16 protein-coding genes are annotated in these 21,557 nt (G+C 71.1%); 11 read left to right on the top strand and 5 right to left on the bottom strand.

What is annotated here, in order from left to right:
* Nucleotides 1-164: 164 nt before the first annotated feature.
* A complete protein-coding gene (locus tag ACFWPI_RS20185) occupies nucleotides 165-2,069 on the bottom strand; it encodes a regulator (RefSeq protein WP_380374663.1) in 1,905 nt (634 codons plus the stop codon).
* Between the two features lie 310 nt (nucleotides 2,070-2,379).
* Here ACFWPI_RS20185 and ACFWPI_RS20180 point away from each other — a divergent pair, with 310 nt between their 5' ends.
* From ACFWPI_RS20180 to ACFWPI_RS20150, 7 genes are all read left to right on the top strand, one after another.
* The gene (locus ACFWPI_RS20180; protein ID WP_063347316.1) at nucleotides 2,380-3,141 is read left to right on the top strand and encodes a 3-hydroxybutyrate dehydrogenase; all 762 of its coding nucleotides are present in this window, start codon (nucleotides 2,380-2,382) and stop codon (nucleotides 3,139-3,141) included.
* Between the two features lie 185 nt (nucleotides 3,142-3,326).
* A complete protein-coding gene (locus ACFWPI_RS20175; RefSeq protein WP_380374661.1) occupies nucleotides 3,327-4,694 on the top strand; it encodes an MFS transporter in 1,368 nt (455 codons plus the stop codon).
* A 59-nt stretch (nucleotides 4,695-4,753) separates the two neighbouring features.
* A complete protein-coding gene (locus ACFWPI_RS20170) occupies nucleotides 4,754-6,661 on the top strand; it encodes a helix-turn-helix domain-containing protein (protein ID WP_380374659.1) in 1,908 nt (635 codons plus the stop codon).
* Between the two features lie 176 nt (nucleotides 6,662-6,837).
* Nucleotides 6,838-7,608, top strand: coding sequence for a lipoyl(octanoyl) transferase LipB (lipB, locus tag ACFWPI_RS20165; RefSeq protein WP_063347319.1), 771 nt, complete (start codon nucleotides 6,838-6,840; stop codon nucleotides 7,606-7,608).
* A 174-nt stretch (nucleotides 7,609-7,782) separates the two neighbouring features.
* Nucleotides 7,783-8,736, top strand: coding sequence for a lipoyl synthase (lipA, locus tag ACFWPI_RS20160; RefSeq protein ID WP_063347320.1), 954 nt, complete (start codon nucleotides 7,783-7,785; stop codon nucleotides 8,734-8,736).
* Nucleotides 8,737-8,978: 242 nt separating this feature from the next.
* On the top strand, nucleotides 8,979-9,158 hold the full coding sequence (locus ACFWPI_RS20155; protein ID WP_063351061.1) for a hypothetical protein: 180 nt from the start codon (nucleotides 8,979-8,981) through the stop codon (nucleotides 9,156-9,158).
* A 168-nt stretch (nucleotides 9,159-9,326) separates the two neighbouring features.
* Nucleotides 9,327-10,016, top strand: coding sequence for a DUF4191 domain-containing protein (locus ACFWPI_RS20150; RefSeq protein WP_063347321.1), 690 nt, complete (start codon nucleotides 9,327-9,329; stop codon nucleotides 10,014-10,016).
* Nucleotides 10,017-10,154: 138 nt separating this feature from the next.
* Here ACFWPI_RS20150 and ACFWPI_RS20145 read toward each other — a convergent pair whose 3' ends face one another.
* Entirely contained in the window at nucleotides 10,155-10,622 is a 468-nt protein-coding gene (locus ACFWPI_RS20145) for an RDD family protein (protein WP_380374658.1), read from the bottom strand.
* Between the two features lie 263 nt (nucleotides 10,623-10,885).
* On the opposite strand from ACFWPI_RS20145, the gene glnA reads away from it, so the two are divergent.
* The gene (gene glnA / locus ACFWPI_RS20140; RefSeq protein ID WP_063347323.1) at nucleotides 10,886-12,298 is read left to right on the top strand and encodes a type I glutamate--ammonia ligase; all 1,413 of its coding nucleotides are present in this window, start codon (nucleotides 10,886-10,888) and stop codon (nucleotides 12,296-12,298) included.
* 214 nt (nucleotides 12,299-12,512) lie between these two features.
* Here glnA and ACFWPI_RS20135 read toward each other — a convergent pair whose 3' ends face one another.
* Both ACFWPI_RS20135 and ACFWPI_RS20130 read right to left on the bottom strand, forming a co-directional pair.
* Complete coding sequence (locus tag ACFWPI_RS20135; protein WP_380336598.1) at nucleotides 12,513-13,220, bottom strand: response regulator; 708 nt, start codon at nucleotides 13,218-13,220, stop codon at nucleotides 12,513-12,515.
* Entirely contained in the window at nucleotides 13,217-14,416 is a 1,200-nt protein-coding gene (locus tag ACFWPI_RS20130; RefSeq protein WP_380374657.1) for a sensor histidine kinase, read from the bottom strand. The genes ACFWPI_RS20135 and ACFWPI_RS20130 overlap by 4 nt, the downstream gene beginning before the upstream one ends.
* A 142-nt stretch (nucleotides 14,417-14,558) precedes the next feature.
* Between ACFWPI_RS20130 and ACFWPI_RS20125 the strand changes: the two genes are divergently transcribed.
* The 3 genes from ACFWPI_RS20125 to ACFWPI_RS20115 all read left to right on the top strand — a co-directional run bounded on the left by ACFWPI_RS20125 (nucleotide 14,559) and on the right by ACFWPI_RS20115 (nucleotide 19,410).
* Nucleotides 14,559-15,287, top strand: coding sequence for an ABC transporter ATP-binding protein (locus ACFWPI_RS20125; RefSeq protein WP_363372124.1), 729 nt, complete (start codon nucleotides 14,559-14,561; stop codon nucleotides 15,285-15,287).
* 59 nt (nucleotides 15,288-15,346) lie between these two features.
* Entirely contained in the window at nucleotides 15,347-17,692 is a 2,346-nt protein-coding gene (locus tag ACFWPI_RS20120) for an ABC transporter permease (RefSeq protein ID WP_380424950.1), read from the top strand.
* A gap of 1,184 nt (nucleotides 17,693-18,876) precedes the next feature.
* Nucleotides 18,877-19,410: a very short patch repair endonuclease gene (locus tag ACFWPI_RS20115; RefSeq protein ID WP_380374653.1), complete on the top strand. Its 534-nt coding sequence runs from the start codon at nucleotides 18,877-18,879 to the stop codon at nucleotides 19,408-19,410.
* A 320-nt stretch (nucleotides 19,411-19,730) separates the two neighbouring features.
* On the opposite strand, the gene ACFWPI_RS20110 is transcribed toward ACFWPI_RS20115, so the two are convergent.
* Nucleotides 19,731-21,428, bottom strand: a complete 1,698-nt coding sequence (locus ACFWPI_RS20110) for an AAA domain-containing protein (protein ID WP_380374651.1) — start codon at nucleotides 21,426-21,428, stop codon at nucleotides 19,731-19,733.
* Nucleotides 21,429-21,557 lie beyond the last annotated feature (129 nt).

The raw sequence follows: 21,557 nt of genomic DNA, 5'->3' as shown, positions 1-21,557 counted from the left end.
CGTCGCCGGGATGCTCCAGCCCGTCACCGGGGCACCCGGAGCCGTCGCCGGGGCGCTCGGAGCCGTCGCCGGGCGGATGGGCCCTTCGGCCCGGGGCGGACCCGGGCCGGACGGGTTTCCAGGGCCGCCGGAGCTCGCCCGACCGGCCCCTCTGCGACAGGTCCTCAGATCACGCCGGCCTGGCGGGCCGTCTCCTCGAAGGCACGGGCCACCGGACTGCCCCGGTAGGGGGTGAGGCGGCGGTGGAAGTCCCGGACGTACTCCAGCGAGCGGGCCGAGCGCATCTCCCCCGCCGCCCGCAGCGCGTCGGTGGCCATGGTGCAGGCCTCGTCGAGGTCCCCCATGCCGAGCCGGGCGGTGGCCAGCACCAGCCGGCAGAAGATCCGGCTGCGCGCGTAGGCGGGTGAGCGCAGCCGCAGCGACTTCTCGGCGTGCTGCGCGGAGGTGCGCCACTGCTGGAGGTCGCGGTAGCAGTGGGCGAACTCGTCGGAGAGCTGGGCCTCGTCGAAGTACCGCGCCCAGGAGGGCAGTTCGTCGCCGACCCGGGCCGCGGCCAGTGCCCGCTCGGAGCGCACCAGGGCGGTGGTGCAGGCCCGGACGTCGCCCAGCAGGCCGTGCCCGCGTGCCTCGGCGGTGTGCATCAGCGACTGGACCACCGGCGGCACGGCGGTGCCCACGCCCTGCTGGGCGACCCGGGCCAGTTGGACGGCCTCCCGGCCGTGGCCCAGGTGGACGGCCTGCTGGCTCATCGTCACCAGGACGTACCCGCCGAGCGCGCGGTCCCCGGCGGCCTGGGACAGGCGCAGCGCCTGGACGAAGTAGCGCTGGGCGAGGCCGTGCGCGGCGATGTCGAAGGACGTCCAGCCTGCCAGCCTGGTCAGGTCGGCGACGGCGCCGAACAGCGCCCGGCCGATCTGCTCGCCGTAGCGGCCGCGCAGCATCGGCTCGGCCTCGCTCTCCAGGTAGCGGACCAGCGCCTGCCGGGCGTGCCCGCCGCCGTAGGCGTGATCGAGCGCCCGGAAGAGGTCGCCGACGGCGCGGATGGCGGCGATGTCGCCGCGGCCGACCCGCAGGGCGGGGCGCGACTCGCGGGCCGGTTCGGTGTACGGCGGCTCGACGGCGGTCGGCGGGCGCCGGCTCTGGGTGGGCACCCGGCCGATGGTGGGCGCGGCGGGGCCGGCCGCGCCGGGCACGGGGCGGATGCCGGGGGCCCCGTGGTGGGCCTGGCTGCGCGCTGGGCTCGGAGGGGGAGCGCCGGGCGCGGGGGGCACGCTCTGGGCGGGTGCGGAGGGTGCTCCGGATGCCGCCGTCACGACGGATGCTGCGGTGCCGGCGGTACCGGCAGCGGCGGCGGACGGACCGGCGGGCGGACCGGTGGCGGCGTCGGGGCGGACCATCGTCGAGCCGTCCCGGGCGACGCGCTCGTCGGTACGGCCGATCAGCCAGTCCCGGCTGGGGACGACCAGGCCCGCCGGGGTGAAGGCGATCCGGCGCAGTTCGGACTGCGGGCCGTTGTCCTTGCGCCACATGCTCGCCACGATGTCCACCGCCTCCTGCGGGGTCTCGGCGAACTCCAGGCCCGCGTACACCGGGGCGCAGGCGTCCAGGCCGAGGTCCTGGGCGGTGAGGCGGCGGCCGAGGCGGCGGGTGAAGACCTCGGCGATCAGCGCGGGGGTGGCGCCGCGGGGCTGCTGGCCGCGCAGCCAGCGGGTGACCGAGGTCTTGTCGTAGCGCAGGTCGAGGCCGTGTTCCAGGCCGAGCTGGTCGACCCGGCGGGCCAGGCCCGCGTGCGAGAAGCCGGCTTCCTCGATGAGCGCGGCGAGTTGGCCGTTCTGCGGGGACGGGCCGGAGTGCCCGGAGTGGCCGCCGACCGGCCCGGGCGCGGGGACGGCGGGTTCGTGCCGGTCGGTTGTGGCCTGCGCGGGCAGCCGCAGTTCGTCGGCGGTCGGGGCGTCGGCGGTCAGGGCGTCGGGGGCGTCCGGCAGGGTCCGGCCGACCGGGCCTCGGTGGTGGCCGAGCGGGTCGAGCGGTCCGTACGCCGGGCTGTCGGTTGCAGGCCGTTGGGGCATGTCAGTCAACACCTCTCGGACGTCGCACCGGGCTCTACCAGCACTTCGGCTGCCTGGGGCGGCGCCCCCTGTCGGGAATCGGCGTGAATGTAGCGAGCATTCGGGCGCTATGGGTGGATCTGACCGAGCAATCCTCCGAACGGGTGAAGCAATCGCGCCCATTGTGGGGAAGCGCGGGCGGCGCGGGTTTGGCCTTTCGCGGTCGAACCGTCGATCGACCATCATGGCGGTGAACACCACAGCCCACCGGGATGCTGTGGTGGACCACCACATGGGAGCCGGGCCCCCGGGTTTCCTAGCGTTCTCGGCCATGGACACCACTACAGCCCGCCCGCTCGACGGCCGGACGGCCCTGGTCACCGGGGCCGCCTCGGGCATCGGCCGGGCCTGTGCCGAGGCCTTCGCCGGGGCCGGCGCCCGGGTCTACGTCGTCGATCTCGCGGCCGGTCCGGCCCGGGAGCTCGCCGAGCGGATCGGCGGCCGCGCCGTCGTCGCGGACCTCGCCGACCCCGAGGCCGTGGAGGCCCTGCCGGCCGACGCCGACATCGTGGTCAACAACGCCGGCCTCCAACACGTCGCGCCCGTCCACGAGTTCCCGCCCGACCGCTTCACCCTCATCCAACGCGTCATGGTCGAGGCGCCGTTCCGCATCCTGCGCCGCACTCTCCCGCACATGTACGAGCGGGAGTGGGGCCGGGTGGTCAACATCTCCTCCGTCCACGGCCTGCGGGCCAGCGCCTTCAAGTCCGCCTACGTCACCGCCAAGCACGCGCTGGAGGGCCTCAGCAAGACCGTCGCCCTGGAGGGTGCCCCCTACGGCGTCACCAGCAACTGCATCAACCCGGGCTACGTCCGAACTCCCCTGGTGGAGAAGCAGATCGCGAGCCAGGCACTCGCCCACGGCATCCGCGAGGACGAGGTCGTCGAGCAGATCATGCTCGAACGCACGGCCGTCAAGCGTCTCATCGAACCCGAGGAGATCGCCCAACTCGCCCTCTGGCTCTGCTCCCCGCCCGCCTCCTACATCACCGGCGCCAGCCTCCCCGTCGACGGCGGCTGGACGGCGCACTGAGCGGCGGCACCTGGCCGCCCTCCCCAGGCTGACCCCCGGGACTATGTGGGTGGCCCACATAGTCCCGGGGAACGCGCCTCCCTACCTTGTGGCGACGTCCCTTGGGGCGGCGCCCCTTGTGGCGACATTCCTCGGGGCGACGCCTCTCGGGGCGACGCCCTCCCCCCGGCCCGGAAGTGGTGACCATGAACGCCTCCGCACCAGCCACGGCAGCCACCCGCTCACTCCCTCGGGTCGTGGCCGCCAGTCTCATCGGGACCACCATCGAGTGGTACGACTACTTCTTGTACGGAACAGCGGCCGCGCTGGTGTTCAACAAGTTGTTCTTCCCGAACACCGATCCGCTGACGGGGACGCTGCTGTCCTTCCTCACCTACGCGATCGGGTTCGCCGCGCGGCCGGTCGGGGCGCTGGTGTTCGGGCACTTCGGGGACCGGGTCGGGCGGAAGAAGCTGCTCGTCGTCAGCCTGCTGCTGATGGGCGGGTCGACCACGCTGATCGGGGTGCTGCCCACCTACAGCTCCATCGGGGCGGCGGCGCCGGTGCTGTTGACGGTGCTGCGCCTGGTGCAGGGCTTCGCGCTCGGCGGGGAGTGGGGCGGGGCGGTGCTGCTGGTGTCGGAGCACGGGGACCAGCGGCGGCGCGGGTTCTGGGCGTCGTGGCCGCAGGGCGGGGCGCCGGCCGGGAACCTGCTGGCGGCGGGGGTGCTGTCGCTGCTGACGGCGGTGCTGTCGGAGGACGCGTTCCTGTCGTGGGGGTGGCGGGTGCCGTTCCTGCTGTCGGCGGTGCTGGTCGGGGTCGGGCTGTGGATCCGGCTCGCGGTGGACGAGTCGCCGCTGTTCAAGCAGGCGCTGGCGGCCAAGCAGCAGCGGAAGACCGTCGAACAGCCCCCGCTGGTGGCGGTGTTGCGCAACCACTGGCGGGAGGTGCTGGTGGCGATGGGCGCACGGATGGCGGAGAACATCTCGTACTACGTGATGACCACGTTTGTGCTGACGTACGCCGTCACCCACGCGCACTTCTCCAAGCAGACCGCGCTGAACGCCGTACTGATCGGCTCGGCGATCCAGTTCGCGCTGATCCCGCTGTTCGGAGCACTGTCCGACCGGGTCGGACGCAAACCGGTGTACCTGGTGGGCGCGGTCGGGGTGGGCATCTGGGCGTTCGTCTTCTTCGGGCTGGTGGACACCAGGTCGTTCGGACAGCTGGTGGTCGCGGTGACGGTCGGACTGGTCTTCCACAGCGCGATGTACGCACCGCAGGCGGCGTTCTTCTCCGAGCTGTTCGCCACCCGGATGCGGTACTCGGGCGCCTCGATCGGGGCCCAGTTCGCCTCGGTGGCCGCCGGAGCGCCCGCGCCGCTGATCGCGACCGCACTGCTCAAGGACTACGGCAACGCCACCCCGATCTCGGTGTACGTGGCGATCGCGGCGGCGATCACCGTGCTGGCGGTGCTGTGCGGGCGGGAGACCAGGGGCAGCGACCTGGCGGACGTCGAGGCGGCGGTGGAGGCGGAGGGCGCCGCCGTGGCGGCCAAGCCCGCCACCGCCTGACGGCCGAGCCGCTACGATCGCGCTTCCGCCGGACCCGACGCCGATTGGCGGCACGCACCATGAACCACCCTCACGAAAGCGCCGCGCCCGCGCTGCGGCGGCTGCTCGACCTGCTCGCCTCCGGCGCCGCCACCGAGGACTTCGCCGACGTGCTGGCCGACGCCCGCCGCCGCGGGGCGCCGGCCGCCGTCCTCGCCGAGATCGACGACGCCACCTGGCAGGCCCTGCGGGTGCACCGCACGCTGCGTCAACACCGGCGCCGGGAGGCTGAGTTGACCGCCCTTTTCGACACCGCCGGGGACCTCGCCGCCTCCCGGGAACTGGACACCGTGCTCCAGGCGATCGTCCGCCGCGCCCGGATGCTGCTCGGCACCGACACCGCGTACCTGACCCTGCCGGACGAGGCCGCGGGCGACACCTACATGCGGGTCACCGACGGCTCGGTCTCCGTCCTGTTCCAGACCCTGCGGCTCAGCCTCGGGCACGGCCTGGGCGGCCTGGTCGCGCAGACCGCCCGCCCGTACGCCACCCCCGACTACCGCACCGACGAACGGTTCCACCACACCGGCACGATCGACGCGGGCGTGCTCGACGAGGGCCTGGTGGCGATCATCGGGGTGCCGCTGCTGCTCGGCGGCGAGGTCATCGGGGTGCTGTTCGCCGCCGACCGCTCGCCCCGCGCCTTCTCCCCCGACGAGGTGGCGCTGCTGTGCACGCTGGCCGCGCACGCCGCGATCGCCCTGGACACCGCCAAGTCGCTGGCCGACACCCGGGCCGCGCTCGCCGAACTGAACAGCGCCAACGAACTGGTCCGCGCCCACTCGGCCGCCGTCCAGCGCGCCGAGCAGGCGCACGACCGGCTCACCGACCTGGTGCTGCGCGGCGCCGAGGTGCCGGACGTCGCCGCCGCCGTCGCGACCCTGCTGGGCGGCGAGATAGCCGTCCTCGACGCCGAGGGCGAGCCGCTGGCCGGGCGGTCCGCACCCGCCGGCGAACTGGCGGAGGCGGTCGCCGCGTCCCGGGCCGAGGGGCGGTCCGTCCGGCACGGCGAGCTGTGGGTATGCGCGGTGCTGGCCGGGCACGACGCGCTCGGCACCCTGGTGCTGCGCGGACGCCCCGGCCTCGACGACGCCGACCGGCGGCTGTTCGAGCGGGCCAGCGTGGTGACCGCGCTGCTCCTGCTGCTGCGCCGCTCGGTGGCCGAGACCGAGAACAGGGTCCGCGGCGAACTGCTCACCGACCTGCTCACCGCCCCCGACCGCGATCCGGCCGGGCTCACCGCGCGCGGCCGCCGGCTCGGCGTCGACCTCGCCCGCCCGCACCTGGTCCTGGTCGCCGAACCGGCCGAACCCGCCGGACCCCCCGTCCCCGACCGCGGCCGGCTGGCCGGCGCCGCCCGGCGGTACCTGTTCGGCTCCCGGGGCGTCAGCGCCGAGCACGGCGAGGCGGTGGTGCTGCTGGTGCCGGAGGCCGGCGACCCGGAGGAGGCCGCACGGCAGGCCGCCGAGCGGCTGGCCCGGCTGGCCGGGTTCCCCGTCACCGTGGGCGCCGGCCGCCCGGCCGCCGGCCCGCCCGCGCTGGCCGCCTCGTACGCCGAGGGCCTGCGCTGCGTCCGGGCGCTGCGGGTGCTCGGCCGCGCCGGGGAGGGCGCCTCGGCCCGCGCGCTGGGCTTCCTCGGGGTGCTGCTCGGCGACGGGCACGACGTGGACGGCTTCGTCGGCTCGGCGCTCGGCCCGCTGCTCACCTACGACACCCGCCGCGGCACCGAACTTGTCCGCACCCTGCGCGCCTACTTCGACTGCGGCGGCAGCCTCACCCGCGCCAAGGACGAACTGCACGTCCACGTGAACACCGTCGTCCAGCGGCTGGACCGGGTCGAGGCGCTGCTCGGCCCGGACTGGAACCACCCCGAGCGCTCGCTCGAACTCCAGCTGGCGCTGCGGCTGCAACTGCTGGCGGGGGGCTGAACGGGTCCTTGCGGGCGCGGTCCTTCCGGGCCGCCCGAACGGTCCGGTTCGGCCTCCTGAACGGCCCGTACGGGCGGCTGAACCGCCCGCACGGGCGTGGGCGTACAGTGGCGAGGTTGGTCTCGAACGCCTGGCAAGGAGCGGCAGCGGTGAGCGAGAACGTGCGTTTCGTTCGAATGGGGACAGGCGAGGGCGCCATCGCCTACCAGGAGGCCTGGGAGGAGCAGCAGCGCCTGCACGCGCTGCGGGTCGCGGACGAGATCCCCGACACCGTGCTGCTGCTGGAGCACCAGCCCGTCTACACGATGGGCAAGCGCACCAACCCCGCCGACCTGCCGCTCGACGGCACCCCGGTGGTCGAGGTCAACCGCGGCGGGGAGATCACCTGGCACGGCCCCGGCCAGCTGGTCGGCTACCCCATCGTCAAGCTGCCCGACCCGATCGACGTGGTCGCCTACGTCCGCCGGCTGGAGGAGGCGCTGATCCGCGCCTGCGCCGGGTTCGGCGTCGGCACCACCCGGGTCGAGGGCCGCAGCGGCGTCTGGGTGCTGGGCGACTCCATCCCGGACGCCGTGGTGGACCCGGCGCAGGTGGTGGACATCGGCAAGCTGACCCTGCGGATGGGCCTGCCGCTGGGCATCGACCCGCGGCTGGCCGGCCCCGAGTACGCGCCGTCCAACGCCGGCCAGCGCGGCGACGACCGCAAGCTCGCCGCGATCGGCGTCCGGGTCGCCCGCGGGGTCACCATGCACGGCTTCGCGCTCAACTGCGACCCCGACATGACCTGGTTCGACCGGATCGTGCCGTGCGGCATCCGGGACGCCGGCGTCGCCTCGCTCGCCGGCGAGCTGGGACGCGACTTCACCGTCGGCGAGGCGCTGCCGGTGGTCGAGCGGCACCTGGCGGACGTGTTCGCCGAGCTGCCCGAACCCGCGCTCACCCGCTGACCCGGGCCCGGGTCCTCGCCCGGGCTCTTCCCCGGGCCCCACTCCGGATTGCCCCCCGGGAATCTACCGGCCAGTAGCGCTGTTGCCCTGCGATTGCGGGGCAACAGGCCGCGCGAAGGCCTTACAACCACAGGCGTACCCTGGGGGTACCCCGTCTAGTTCTAGGAGTCGCACGTGTCCGCTGTCGCGCCCGACGGCAGGAAGCTGCTCCGCCTGGAGGTCCGCAACAGCGAGACCCCCATCGAGCGGAAGCCCGAGTGGATCAAGACCCGCGCGAAGATGGGGCCGGAGTACAACGCCCTCCAGTCGCTGGTGAAGAAGGAGGGGCTGCACACCGTCTGCCAGGAAGCCGGCTGCCCCAACATCTTCGAGTGCTGGGAGGACCGCGAGGCGACCTTCCTCATCGGCGGCGACCAGTGCACCCGCCGCTGCGACTTCTGCCAGATCGACACCGGCAAGCCCGCCGAGTTCGACCGGGACGAGCCGCGCCGGGTCGCCGAGTCCATCGTCACGATGGACCTCAACTACGCCACCATCACCGGCGTCGCCCGCGACGACCTGCCGGACGGCGGCGCCTGGCTGTACGCCGAGACCGTGCGCCAGGTGCACGCGCTGACCGCCGACCGCGAGAGCGGCCGCACCGGCGTCGAGCTGCTGATCCCCGACTTCAACGCGGTGCCCGAGCAGCTGGCCGAGGTCTTCTCCTCCCGCCCCGAGGTGCTCGCGCACAACGTCGAGACGGTGCCGCGGATCTTCAAGCGGATCCGCCCGGCCTTCCGCTACGAGCGCTCGCTCGACGTCATCACCCAGGCCCGCGCGGCCGGGCTGGTGACCAAGTCCAACCTGATCCTCGGCATGGGCGAGACCCGCGAGGAGGTCAGCCAGGCGCTGGCCGACCTGGTCGGCGCCGGCTGCGAGCTGATCACCATCACCCAGTACCTGCGCCCCTCGCTGCGCCACCACCCGGTGGAGCGCTGGGTCAAGCCGCACGAGTTCGTCGAGCTCCAGCAGGAGGCCGAGGAGCTGGGCTTCGCCGGGGTCATGTCGGGCCCGCTGGTGCGCTCCTCCTACCGGGCCGGGCGGCTGTACCGGCAGGCGCTGGAGCGGCGCGCGCAGGCCGCGGTCTGATCCGGCCGAGTCGGCTGGGTCGGCTGGGTCGGCCGGGCTGATTGAGCCGGCAGATTCTGATGATCCTGCTGATCCGGTGCTTTTGAGCCATCCGGTGCGCGAGCGAAGGGCGGAGCCTCGGCTCCGCCCTTTCGGTTTCACCGCACTTTGACTGCCTGGTCACCGCCTGGTAACACGGGATGGTGACGATGGACTCGTTGCGATCGTTCGATTCTTCTCAGCCACGAGGGGAGCTGTTCGGCATGCGGATGCGCATCCGGTCGGTGGGGGTCGCGCTGCGGCTCGCCGAGAGCGTCCTGCTGGCGGGCGGCCAGCAGCAGGCCCGGCGCAACGCCTGGGCGGCAGTCTGCGAGAACCGCCGGTACGCGGCGGACCGCCGACACGACGCGCGGGCGGCGACGACATCACCGCCACGACGGTGACGTTCTCGACTCGGCTCTCGACTCGGCTCTCGACGCGACCGCTCCGGAGGCCGTTCACCGTCGCCGACGGTCGCTGTGTGCGACGGCACAGGGCACACGAGTCACGGATAGAGGCGAACGGGTACCGGGCTTGGATATCCCGTACCCGTGCCACGTACCATGAGCGTTATGGCGAGGGAAACATCCGAGAACCCCGGGCGACTGAAGCAGATCCGCCTGGCTTACACCATGACCAAGAAGGTCGACACCAAGATCGGCCTGATCATCGCCGGCGTCGGCCTGCTGACCTTCGGCGTGTTCCTCGCCATCGGCTTCGCAATCGACCACCCGATCTACCTGGGCATCCTGGGCTTCATCGTGGCCTTCCTGGCCATGGCGATCGTCTTCGGGCGCCGGGCCGAACGCGCGGCGTTCGGACAGATGGAGGGGCAGCCGGGCGCCGTTGCGGCGGTGCTGAACAACATCCGACGCGGCTGGAGCTCCAACTCCACCCCGGTCGCGGTCACCCGCAACCAGGACGCGGTCTACCGCGCGGTGGGCCGGGCCGGAATCGCGCTGATCGGCGAAGGCAACCCGAACCGGGTGCGCCAGCTGCTGGCCTCCGAGAAGAAGAAGATGGCCCGGGTCGTCGGCGACGTGCCGGTGCACGACATCGTGGTGGGTACCGGCGAGGGCGAGATCCCGCTCAAGAAGCTGCAGATCCACCTGATGCGACTGCCCCGCGCCATCACCGCGTCCCAGGTCACCGAGACCAACGACCGTCTGCGCGCCCTGGGCGACCTGCTCTCCAAGGCGCCGATCCCCAAGGGCCCGATGCCCAAGGGTGCCCGGATGCCCAAGGGCGGCCAGGCCCGCTGACGCTCCCCCGACCACAACACTGAACGGCCCCGCCGCGGAGATCCCGCAGCGGGGCCGTTCAGTGTTGTGCGGCAAGGCCGTCCGGCCCTGGATCCAGGCTGGGTTCCGGACTGGGTTCCGGACCTCGACAGATCCGAACTAGATCCGGACCTCGACGGTGCCGACCGCCTTGTCGTGCAGACCGCGGGTGTCGCGGTCCCAGACCAGCGGCGGCACCACCAGGCAGAGCAGCAGGGTGCGCAGCAGCACCTGCGGGATGGTCGCGCGGCCGCCGTCCAGACGGATCACCCGGAGGCCGAACAGCCGCTTGCCGACGGTCGTCCCGGTGGTGGCGAGCAGCACCGCCGCGACCAGGAAGTAGAGCGGGCTGGTCCACAGGTTCGCCTCGGCCGGGCTGCCCTTGCCGATCAGCCCGTAGGCGATCAGGGCGACCAGCCAGCCGTCCACGAACAGGGCGCCGATCCGGCGGCCCGGGCCCGCGATCGAGCCGGGGCCCCCCTTGGGCAGGCCGAGGCGCTCGCCGCGGAAGCCGAAGTCGGCTCCCATCTTCTCGGCGGCCGCCTTCGGGCCGTCGATCCACGATCCCAACGCTTCTCTGGTGTCCACGAATCCACACTAACCGGGCGACCCGTCCGCGCCGCCACCGGCTCCCCCGAACGCCACGGGCGGGTGAATCGTGCCGCCGGAGCTTTCCAAGTGGTCCAGACCACTTGTGGAGAGCCGAGCCTGACGGCGGTGCGTTTTGCCCCGTCCCGTACATCTTTGCCACCCGATCGGCGGGCGTGGTTAACATTTATGAAACGACCGGGTCACCGGCCGGAAACGGCCCGTTCCTAGGGTGAGCCCCATTCGCACGCCGAGGAGGATGGATGTTCAACAACGCCGCCGAAGTGAAGCAGTTCATTCAGGACAACGACGTGAAGTTCGTCGATGTCCGCTTCTGCGATCTGCCTGGCGTCATGCAGCACTTCTCCGTACCTGCGGCGACCTTCGACCCGTCCGAGATCCTGATGTTCGACGGCTCGTCGATCCGCGGCTTCCAGGCCATCCACGAGTCCGACATGGCCCTGGTCCCGGACCTCGCCACGGCTCGGCTCGACCCCTTCCGGGTCGAGAAGCACCTCAACATCAACTTCTTCATCCAGGACCCGGTCACCGGCGAGGCCTACAGCCGCGACCCGCGCAACGTCGCCAAGAAGGCCGAGGCCTACCTCGCCTCCTCCGGCATCGCCGACACCGCGTTCTTCGGGCCCGAGGCCGAGTTCTACGTCTTCGACTCGGTCCGCTTCGAGACCAGCGCCAACGCGTCCTTCTACCACATCGACTCGGAGGCCGGCGCCTGGAACTCCGGCGCCGCCGAGGGCGACGTCCGCGGCTACAAGGTCAAGTACAAGGGCGGCTACTTCCCCACCCCGCCGGTGGACCACTTCGCCGACCTGCGGGCCGAGATGTCGCTCGAACTGGCCAAGTCCGGCCTCGAAGTCGAGCGCCAGCACCACGAGGTCGGCACGGCCGGCCAGGCCGAGATCAACTACAAGTTCAACACCCTGCTGCACGCCGCCGACGACCTGATGCTGTTCAAGTACATCATCAAGAACGTCGCCTGGCGCAACGGCAAGACGGCCACCTTCATGCCCAAGCCGATCTTCGGCGACAACGGCTCGGGCATGCACGTCCACCAGTCGCTGTGGACCGAGGGCTCGCCGCTCTTCTACGACGAGCAGGGCTACGCCGGCCTCTCCGACACCGCCCGCTACTACATCGGCGGCCTGCTCCGGCACGCCCCCTCGCTGCTGGCCTTCACCAACCCGTCGGTGAACTCCTACCACCGCCTGGTCCCGGGCTTCGAGGCGCCGGTCAACCTCGTCTACTCCCAGCGCAACCGCTCCGCCGCGATCCGCATCCCGATCACCGGCTCCAACGCCAAGGCCAAGCGCATCGAATTCCGCGCGCCCGACCCCTCCTCCAACCCGTACCTGGCCTTCGCCGCCATGCTGATGGCCGGCCTCGACGGCATCCGCAACAAGATCGAGCCGCTGGAGCCGGTCGACAAGGACCTCTACGAGCTCGCCCCCGAGGAGCACGCCAACGTCCCGCAGGTGCCCGCCTCCCTCCCGGCCGTCCTCGACGCCCTGGAAGCCGACCACGAGTACCTGCTCGCCGGCAACGTCTTCACCCCGGACCTGATCGAGACCTGGATCGACTTCAAGCGCACCAACGAGATCGCCCCCATCGCCCTCCGCCCCCACCCCCACGAGTTCGAGCTGTACTACGACCTGTAGAAGCTCCTCCGACCTGCGGAAACGCAGTTCGACCTCTCATCGTTTCCGCAGGTCAGACGAGGTTCTGACCTGCGGAAACGCCTGGAGAGGGGTCGGCTGCGACACCCCTGGGGCTCGCGATGTGGAATGAGAGTGCACTGGGTTCGATCTCCGCAGGAGTTCTGTGTAGTGCCGGCGGCTCGGGCAGCGCCGCCTCGTTCTTCTGATCCTGTCCCTACCGTCTACGCGGCATGAGTCCGGACCGTCTACGCGGCATGAGTCCGGCTTCGAAGGCGACGATCGCCAGGTGGACGCGGTCCCGGGCTTCGAGCTTGGCGAACAGGCGCGCGACATGCGTCTTCGCGGTCGCCGCGCTGATCACCAGCCGCTCGGCTATCTCAGTGTTCGACAGTCCCTGTCCGACCAGTGCCAGCACCTCGCGCTCCCGGTCGGTGATCCCCGCGAGGAGACGTGGGTCCGCAGCGGGCTCGGCGTCCGGTTCGGGGGCCGCGGGGCGGGACGTCCCGGCGAAATCCGCGATCAGCCGTCGGGTCACGCTCGGTGCGATCAGCGCGTCGCCCGCGGCCACCACACGGATCGCTCCCAGGATCGCGTCCAGGGCCATGCTCTTGAGCAGGAATCCGCTGGCCCCGGCGCGCAGTGCGCCGTAGACGTACTCGTCGTCGTCGAAGGTCGTCAGCACCAAGACCTTGGGCGGGTCCGGTTCGGCGGTCGCCTGCCGGGTCGCCTCGATCCCGTCCATATCCGGCATCCGGATGTCCATCACCACGACGTCCGGCCGCAGTTCACGCACCAGGCGCACCGCCTCGCGGCCGTCGCCGGCCTGGCCGACCACCTCCAGGTCGTCGGTGTCGCCGATCAGGATCCCGAGCCCGACCAGCATCAGCGGCTGGTCGTCGACCAGCAGCACCCGCACGCTCATGCCGGGAGCCTCGCAGCCACCCGGAATCCGCCCTCCGAACGCCGGCCCGCGCTGAACTGGCCGGACAGCAACGTCACCCGCTCGCGCATGCCGAGCAGGCCGAAGCCGCTGCCGCCGGCCCCCGCCGTGAACCTCGGACGGCCCGGCCCGCCGAGACCGTCGTCCCCGTCGTCCACCACCTCGATCGTCACCCCTTCCGGCTCGTAACCGACCGCGACCCGGCACGTCCGCGCACCGGAATGCCGCACCACGTTCGTCACCGACTCCTGGACGATCCGGAACGCCGACAGTTCGATCTCCGGCGGCAGTGGACGCCGCTCGCCCCGCCAGGTCACATGGACCCGCACCCCGGCGCCGGCCGTGCGTTCGGCGAGCTGCGGGACGTCGGCCAGGCTGCTGGCCGGCGCCAGCGGAGCGGCCTGCGGCATGGCGTCATCCGGCTCGGCGCGGCGGAGCGCCCCGAGCATGCGCTGCAGCTCCAGCAGCGTCTCCCGGCTGGTGGTCTCGATGCCGGTCAGCGCCTGCCGCGTCTGCTCGGGCTTGGTCTCCACGACCCGCGCCGCCGCTCCCGACAGCACCGTGATGATCCCGATGCTGTGCGCGACGCTGTCGTGCAGCTCGCGGGCGATCCGCAGCCGCTCGGCCAAGACGACGCGGGCCGCGGTCTGCTCCTGCAGGGCTTCGAGGTATTCACGGCGTTTGCGATACACGCCCCCGAAGACCCACGCGACCGCGAACCACAACGCGAACCCCCCGGCCCACTGGACCGCGTCGCTGACGGACTGCTCGCGGGTGTGGATGTCGTTGACGAGCGCGGCCGCGACGCCCGCGACGGAGCCGACGGCGGCAGCCTTCGGCCGCCGGACGGCGAGGTACCCGCCCAAGCCGACGAGCAGGACGAACACGATCGAGGGCCGCGCGCCGAAGGCGTCGCCGAGGACTGTTTCGCCCAGGACCGCCGCGAAGACCGCCGCCGGCAGGCGGCGCACCAGCAGAACCGGCAGGGCGAGCACGATGTACAGACCGATCATCTGGGCGGGCTCGAGGTCGGGGAACCGGAACAGGCCGTTCTCAGGGGTCGGCATCGTCAAGGGGAGCATCAGCGCGTACAAGCAGGCAGTGGCCAGTACCACGGCCTGTGACGTCAGCCAGGTCACGCGCTTCGATGTCGAGAGACGCTGGAGAAGCTGTTCCATACGGAGATCGTATTCAGTGGCATCGGCTCTGCGCGTCGCCCCGGGGATGTACGCCGGATACGCCCCCGGGCCGATGACCTGGGAAGAGGTGACATCCGCCGGCCGACGCGGTGGATCGTGGTCCGTTCCTAGGTTCATGGTCATGACGAATGCACCGATGATCGATCTCCGCGACGCGACGAAGAAGTACGACGACGGCCCGCCCGCACTGGCCGGCGTCACCTTGTCCGTGGCGGCTGGTGAGTGCGTGGCGATCCTCGGCCATTCCGGCAGTGGCAAGTCCACGCTGCTGAACCTGATCGCGGGTCTGGACAAGCCTTCCAGTGGCACCGTGACCGTCGACGGCACCCGCGTCGACCAGCTCGGCGAGGCCGGTTCGGCGAAGTACCGCCGGGCCTCCATCGGCATGATCTTCCAGTTCTTCAACCTGCTGGACGACCTGACCGTATTGGACAACGTCATGGTTCCGGCGCAGCTGGCCGGGATGGGCAAGCGCGAAGCGCAGCGGCGGGCCGTCGAGCTGCTCGGCTCGCTGGACATCGACCGGCATGTCAATGCCTATCCGCAGCGGCTGTCCGGCGGGCAACGGCAGCGGGTGGCGGTGGCCAGGGCCCTGATGAACGAGCCGGCGCTGCTGCTGGCCGATGAGCCGACCGGCGCCCTGGACTCGAGCTCGGCCGAGGACGTGCGCCAGCTGCTGCTGGAGCTGAACAGCGATGGCCAGACCATCCTGCTGGTCACCCACGACGTGCAGTTGGCCGCGAGCACCGCGCGCCGCACGATCGAGTTGGTGGACGGCGCGGTCGAGCGGGACGTGGTCAACACCGCCGGCGGCGCCACCGTCAACAGCTCGGCGGGAGCGGTCCGGTGAGCGCCCTGGGCAAGGTCGTACGTTCCGGCGTGGGCCGCCGTCGGGTCCAGTCCATCGTCATGGCCCTGACCACGTTCGCCGCGGTGACGTCCTCAGTACTCTCCCTCGGTCTGCTGACTGTCGTGCAGGCCCCGTTCGAGCACGCTTTCAGTGCCCGGAACGGGGCGCACCTGGCGGTCCAGTTCGACGGTTCGAAGGTCACGGCCGCGCAGGCCGCCGCCACCGCGCACGCCGCCGGCGTCACCGAGGCGGCCGGGCCGTACCCGGTCGCCGCCGCCCTGGACACAACCATCGGCACGGACTGCCCCAAGAACGATTTCGCCGGTACTGACAACCATCCGATCACCGTCACCACCCGGCCCGACCTGGGCAGCACCTCCGGGATGGACCAACTGGCGCTGACCCAGGGGCGCTGGCCGACGAGCCCGGACGAGATCGCCCTGCCGTGGCAGCACTACGCCACCGACTGCTTCGGCAGTTCAGTGGTGTTCTCCTCCCTGCCGGGCAAGCCGTCGTTCAAGGTCGTCGGCTTCGGCGGCTCGGTGACCGACAGCGCGACCGCCTTCGCCACCGCCGACGGTTTCGCGCGGCTCACCGCCGCCGGTGCCAAGTCCGACGAGCAGATGCTCTACCGGTTCGCCGAGGCCGGGACCGCCACCGACATCGCCACCGACAAGCAGGCGGTGGCCGCCGCCGCGCCGGCCGGCGCGGTCGAGGGCGGACAGTCGTACCTGACCACGGAGCAGCAGGCGACCGGCAACGCCAAGGCCTACGTGCCGTTCCTGATCGGCTTCGGGATCCTCGGGCTGTTCATGTCGGTGCTGATCATCTCGATCGTGGTCAGCGGGGCTGTGGCCTCGGGAATCCGGCGCATCGGGATTCTGAAGTCGTTGGGCTTCACCCCTTCGCAGGTGGCCCGCGCCTACACCGCGCAGGCCATGATCCCGGCGACACTCGGCGTGGTGCTCGGCACGGTTTTCGGCAACCTCCTGGCTGTGCCGATCCTGGACGGGGCCACCAAGCAGCTCGGCGCGGCCCGTACCACGATTCCGTCGTGGGTCAGCGCCGTGGTGTCGCTGGGCACCCTGCTGATCGTCGGCGTCACAGCTTTGATCCCGGCACTGCGAGCCGGCCGGATGTCGACGGTGCGGGCCCTGGTGGTCGGCCGCGCCCCCAAGGCCGGGGGCGGTCAGGCGGCGCAGCGTCTGGCCTCGCGGCTGCCGCTGCCCCGGGCCATGTCGCTGGGGCTGGCCCAGCCGTTCGCCCGGCCGGCCCGGGCCGTACTGGTCGGTGCGGCGGTGCTGTTCGGCGTGGTGAGTGCCACGTTCGCGGTGGGGCTGGGGACCGGGTTCAACAAGTACCTGGACGCCAGCACCTCAGGCTTCAACGTCGCGTCGGAGATCGTGATACCCACAGCCGACGTGGGCGTGCCCTGGGGTCTCTACGGCCCCAACGACCCGCGCACCCCGCACCTGGACGCCGCCGAGGTGGCCGCCGCGCTCGCCGGAATCCCGGGCACGAAGGCCGCGTTCGGCTGGGGCGAAAGCGGCGCGGCCATGGTCGGCGCTCCGCCCGGCGGCGAACCGCCGAAGGTGTTCACGGTCACCGGCGACTTCTCCTGGACGCACCTGGAGCTGGTGTCCGGCCGCTGGTACTCGGCGCCCGGCGAGGCCGTGGTCGGCGACAAGCTGGCCACGACGGCGGGGATCCACGTCGGTGACGACGTCACCGTGACGCAGCAGAACAAACAACTGCCGCTGAAGGTCGTCGGCATCAACTTCGACACCAACCAGGGCGACTACACCGTCATGACGGACGCAGCCACCTTCACCGCCGCCGGTCTGCCCCCGCACATCGACCAGTTCAACGTCGAGCTGACCGACAACGTCAACGGATCGGACTGGTCCACCTCGGCCGCCGCCGCGCTGACCCCGCTGAACGCCTCGGTCCAGTCGAACTCGAGCTCGGGCAAGAACATCGTGATGCTCACCATGAGCGCCCTGGTGGCCACGCTCACGCTGATGATGACCGCGGTCGCCGCGCTCGGGGTGCTGAGCATGGTGGTGCAGGACACCCGGGAGCGGGTCCATGATCTGGGGATCCTCAAGGCCCTCGGGATGACACCCAAGCAGACCATCGCGATGGTCCTGACCTCGGTGACACTCACCGGCCTGATCGCCGGGCTGATCGGGGTCCCGCTCGGGGTCGCGGTGGAGAAGACGACGCTGAACCCGATGGGGAACGCGATCGGCCGGCACCTGCCGCCGAGCGTGACCCACACCTACACCGCCGGGCTGCTCATCCCCCTGCTGGCCGGCGGGATCGTGATCGCCCTGCTCGGGGCACTGCTGCCGGCCGGCTGGGCGGCCCGGTCGCGGACCGCCACCGCGCTGCGGACCGAGTAGGACCGAGCAGAGCCGCTGGTCGCCGCGGCAAAAGCAGTGCTGGGCACTGCACGGCGCGGCAAGAACGCCAATGCCGACCTCCCCGGTCGATACCCTCGGGAGGTCGGCATTCCGGCGTTTACCCTCAACACAGAGGCACTGGACGACGCGGCGCATACGAGCCGGTTCGAAGTTCGGTAGCACTGCGTAGCGCCCTGCAGCGACCAGCCAACGCGATCCCTCGTCACTGCTCCGCACTTCCCGACTCATCTCATCCGCTGAAGCCCCCGCGTGTGCACTGGTTGTGAAATGATCTTCCATGCGACCATCATTTGCGCAGGTCAGAGGCATGTTCGATCAGAACTACGACCTGTAGAAGCTCCTCCGACCTGCAGAAACGCAGTTCGATCTCTCGTTGTTTCCGCGGGTCATCACCTCGCTGACCTGCGGAAACGCAAGGCGACCGACTCGCTCCGAAAACCCTGGGGCTCGCGATGTGAAATGGGAGTGCACTGAGTTCGATCTCGACGCAAACCCCCTCAGCGGCCTGAACCGCCACTGCGCAGCCCACAGCGACGTGACGATGAGTAGCCGTTGCCTTTGCGTCGCCCTGACTGCCGTTTGGCGAGCCAACCCGAGGAACCGCTGCATCACGTGGTTGATCAGGGCGCGAGTAGTCCGCGTCTGCGGTCGGCTGGGTCTCCCAGCCGACCGCATTGCATAGCAGCAGTCCAACTCATCGGCGAGGACAAGCAAGCACTCCAGGCCGCCCACCCATACGCCAGAGCCGCCGCACACCAGTCTCGCCCTGCCGGGTCTGCCCGTCACCGCAGCCCACCGGCGAACCAACTCCAACCGGCCAACCGGCCTCGGCGCAGGAATCCCGAATGGTGGAAGATCGTCGTCGTCGGCACCCTGACCGGCGCTGGCCCGCGCGCCCTCAGCCCCCGCCCCACACCCCGGCGGCGGGGCCGGCGCTGGCCCGCTGGGCTGAACCGTCGCGGCGCTCTGCTTCGCGATCGTGCTGGCGGCGGTGGGGTGGAGCATCTCGGTGATCGTGGGACACAGCCCAGGGACACAGCCGACGGCCACGCCGGAGAACCGGCCTCGGGTAACCGTGACAGCATCGTGCAGTGACGCCAGCAGTGCCCCGGCAGACGGGCACACGGTGCCGATGCACGCCATGAGAACGAGACAATGGAGGTATGCCAGCTGTACTGCCCTCCAGCCCTGAGGTCTCGGCCCGAATGAGTCGCCAGACCAGCCGTGACACAGCGGCCGAGCTAGCCGTACGAAAGATCCTCCATGCCTCGGGTTACCGCTATCGCACCCATTTTCCCGTGCCCGGCATGCGCCGACGCAAGATCGACATCGCGTTCACGAGAGCCAGGTTGGCCGTTCTCGTCGACGGCTGCTTCTGGCACGGTTGCCCGGAGCACGCCACGAGCCCCAAGGCGAACGAGGAGTGGTGGCGGCAGAAGCTCGACCGCAACATCGCACGGGATCTGGAGACGAACGCCCAGCTGATATCCAAGGGTTGGACGGTCATGCGCTTCTGGGAACACGAGCCACCGGACACCGTCGCACGCACGGTCGCCACGGCCGTGGAAGTGGAGAAGGCGGCTCGCACGGCTCCTCGTGAAGAGCCCTCGGGCCGTGGACAACACGGCCGCAGTGAGGGGACACCGTACGGAGCAGCGGCCCCGGCACTGCGGACTCGACAGGCCAAGGGCACCTGACGCTCAGCACACCCCTGGCTCACGACCAGCCGATCGACGCACCGGCGGCGCCGTCGCTGCGGCCGGATAGACTTCAGCCCCATGAGCAGCCCGGGAAAACCGTCGCGGTCCTCACCTCTCTGTCAGTCACACCGGACTGACTGCGCGGGCGGCGAGAACGGCTCGGCCACCATTGCGAGCGGCACCCGTGCCGGTCCTCGATCTCCGCTGCCGCCGGAACCGCGTCCCCGCGATCCGATCAGGCCATGCGTATCGGGGGGCCGTCGGACAGTGGTCTCCCGCTCGGTGAGCTGTTCCACCGCGTGGAACCGGCCGATTCGCTACAGCGGCGGTTTGTCCCCCAAGTAACGGGCTTCGTCAGGACGCAGAGCCTTCCGTCTGTCGCAACCGACGGTGCTGGGCGTGCCGTCGGGTTCGGCCACGGCAGTGCGTGTCGGACAGGCCCAGACGAAGTAGCGCTGGGCCGGGTGGTTGGTCGTGTGCCGGGACCTTGCGGGGCGCTGCTTGGCCGGGATCGTGTACTTGCGCAGTTCGGCCTGGCCTCCGTGGTCGGGGCAGACAGGCGGATGGAGCAGAAGCTCTGCGTTCTCGTGCTCAAGGATATGGCGGGCGAATCGGCGCCCGCGGAACGGGACCATGATCTCCCGCCGTCCCTGACCGCCAGGCGCATGGGACAAGGTGTTGAGGCTGCCGAGGAAGCAGAGTTGTTCGTCGATCACCAGGATCTTCTGGTGCATGTCCTTGATCTCCACCACGGTGTCCGCAACCGCCTTGAGTTCGGGCAGCCGGCGGGCGGCATCGGCCGCGGTGGCCGGTTTCGCCAGCTGGCCCTGCAGCAGGCTGTCGCTCTCGTTGGTGACAAAGAGGTGGATCCGCACGCCACGGCGGCGCGCGTCATGAAGCCGCGGAAGAACCTCCCACATGCGCTTGGTGTACCAGGGGGACCAGAGCCAGATGCTGTGGCGGGCCTGATCGATGGCATCGAGGGCGTCGGGGAAGTAGGTGTCCTCGTCGTGGATGGCCGTGTACCGGACGTGGCCCTCGAATGCTTGCCAGATCTCCTGCTGCAACGGGTTCAGCCCCGGCGAGTCGGTGGCGGGCAGACCGAGGAGTTGCCCGGAACGGACGCCGCCCACCAGTGGCACGGGCTTCGCCTTTGCCATGTCCCGCAACTGGGCCAGTACCGTCCCGTGGTCCGCTCTGGCCAGGGCGGACCAGGCTGCGAGCACGTAGACACGCTGGCGGGCCCGCGTCGCACCCACGTTGAAGAGCCTGGCTCCGTCTCTGCGGTAGTCGCGCGCATCCTTGAAGTCACCGGCAGCGGTCCATCCTGGAAGGACACCGTCCTCTACCAGGTCCAGGATGACCACGTCGAACTCCCGGCCCTGGAATCGGTGCGCCGTGCCCACCTCCACTGCGGGGCTACGGAAGAGACGGCCCTGGTCGTGGAGCCAGTCGTGCGTCACCTGGGCCTGGAGCTTGTACGGCGTGACGATGCCGACGCTCTCACCCTCGTTGTGGTGGCGCTCGGCCAGTGCGGTCGCCAGCAGACTGCCGGCCACCCACCAGCGGCCCTTTTCGCCCGGCACCTGCCTTGCGGAAGCGATTCCGTCGCCTCCGTCGCCGAGGCCGTCGGTGGTGACCAGGACGATCTCCGGGTCGAGGGCACGGTCCCGTACCGGGCGGGCCGACCTGAGCGTGCCGCCGTAGGCGATCCGGTTGACCAGATCGGTGGTGTCAGGTCCGAACCGGTGCGTGGTGAGCAGCGCCGCACAGCCGGGGTGCGCCAGCGCGTCGGAGGGCGTGCGGATGCCCACCAACCCAAAGCAGTCCGCGCGGATCCACCGAGCCAACTCCGGCTGCTTCGGCACACGCTTGGGCATGACCGGGCCGAGCTGGCAGAAATCGCCGAACAGGACGACGGTCTCCTTGGCCTTGGCGACCGCAACGATCAGTTCAGGCAGCAGCGCGGCCCCGGCCTCGTCGACCAGTACGACGTCATAAGGCCCCTCGGCCACGGTCCGGTTCAAACGCAGCCGGGGGGGGGGGGGGGGGGGCCCCCCCCCCCCCCGGGGCGGGGGGGGGGGGGCGGGGGGGGCCGGGCGGCGCCGAACCCTACCCCCGAGCGGGGGGAGGCGCCACCAAAC

Source organism: Kitasatospora sp. NPDC058492 (genome assembly GCF_042720685.1).
Classification (GTDB): domain Bacteria; phylum Actinomycetota; class Actinomycetes; order Streptomycetales; family Streptomycetaceae; genus Kitasatospora.
This window is presented reverse-complemented; position numbering and strand designations above follow the sequence as displayed.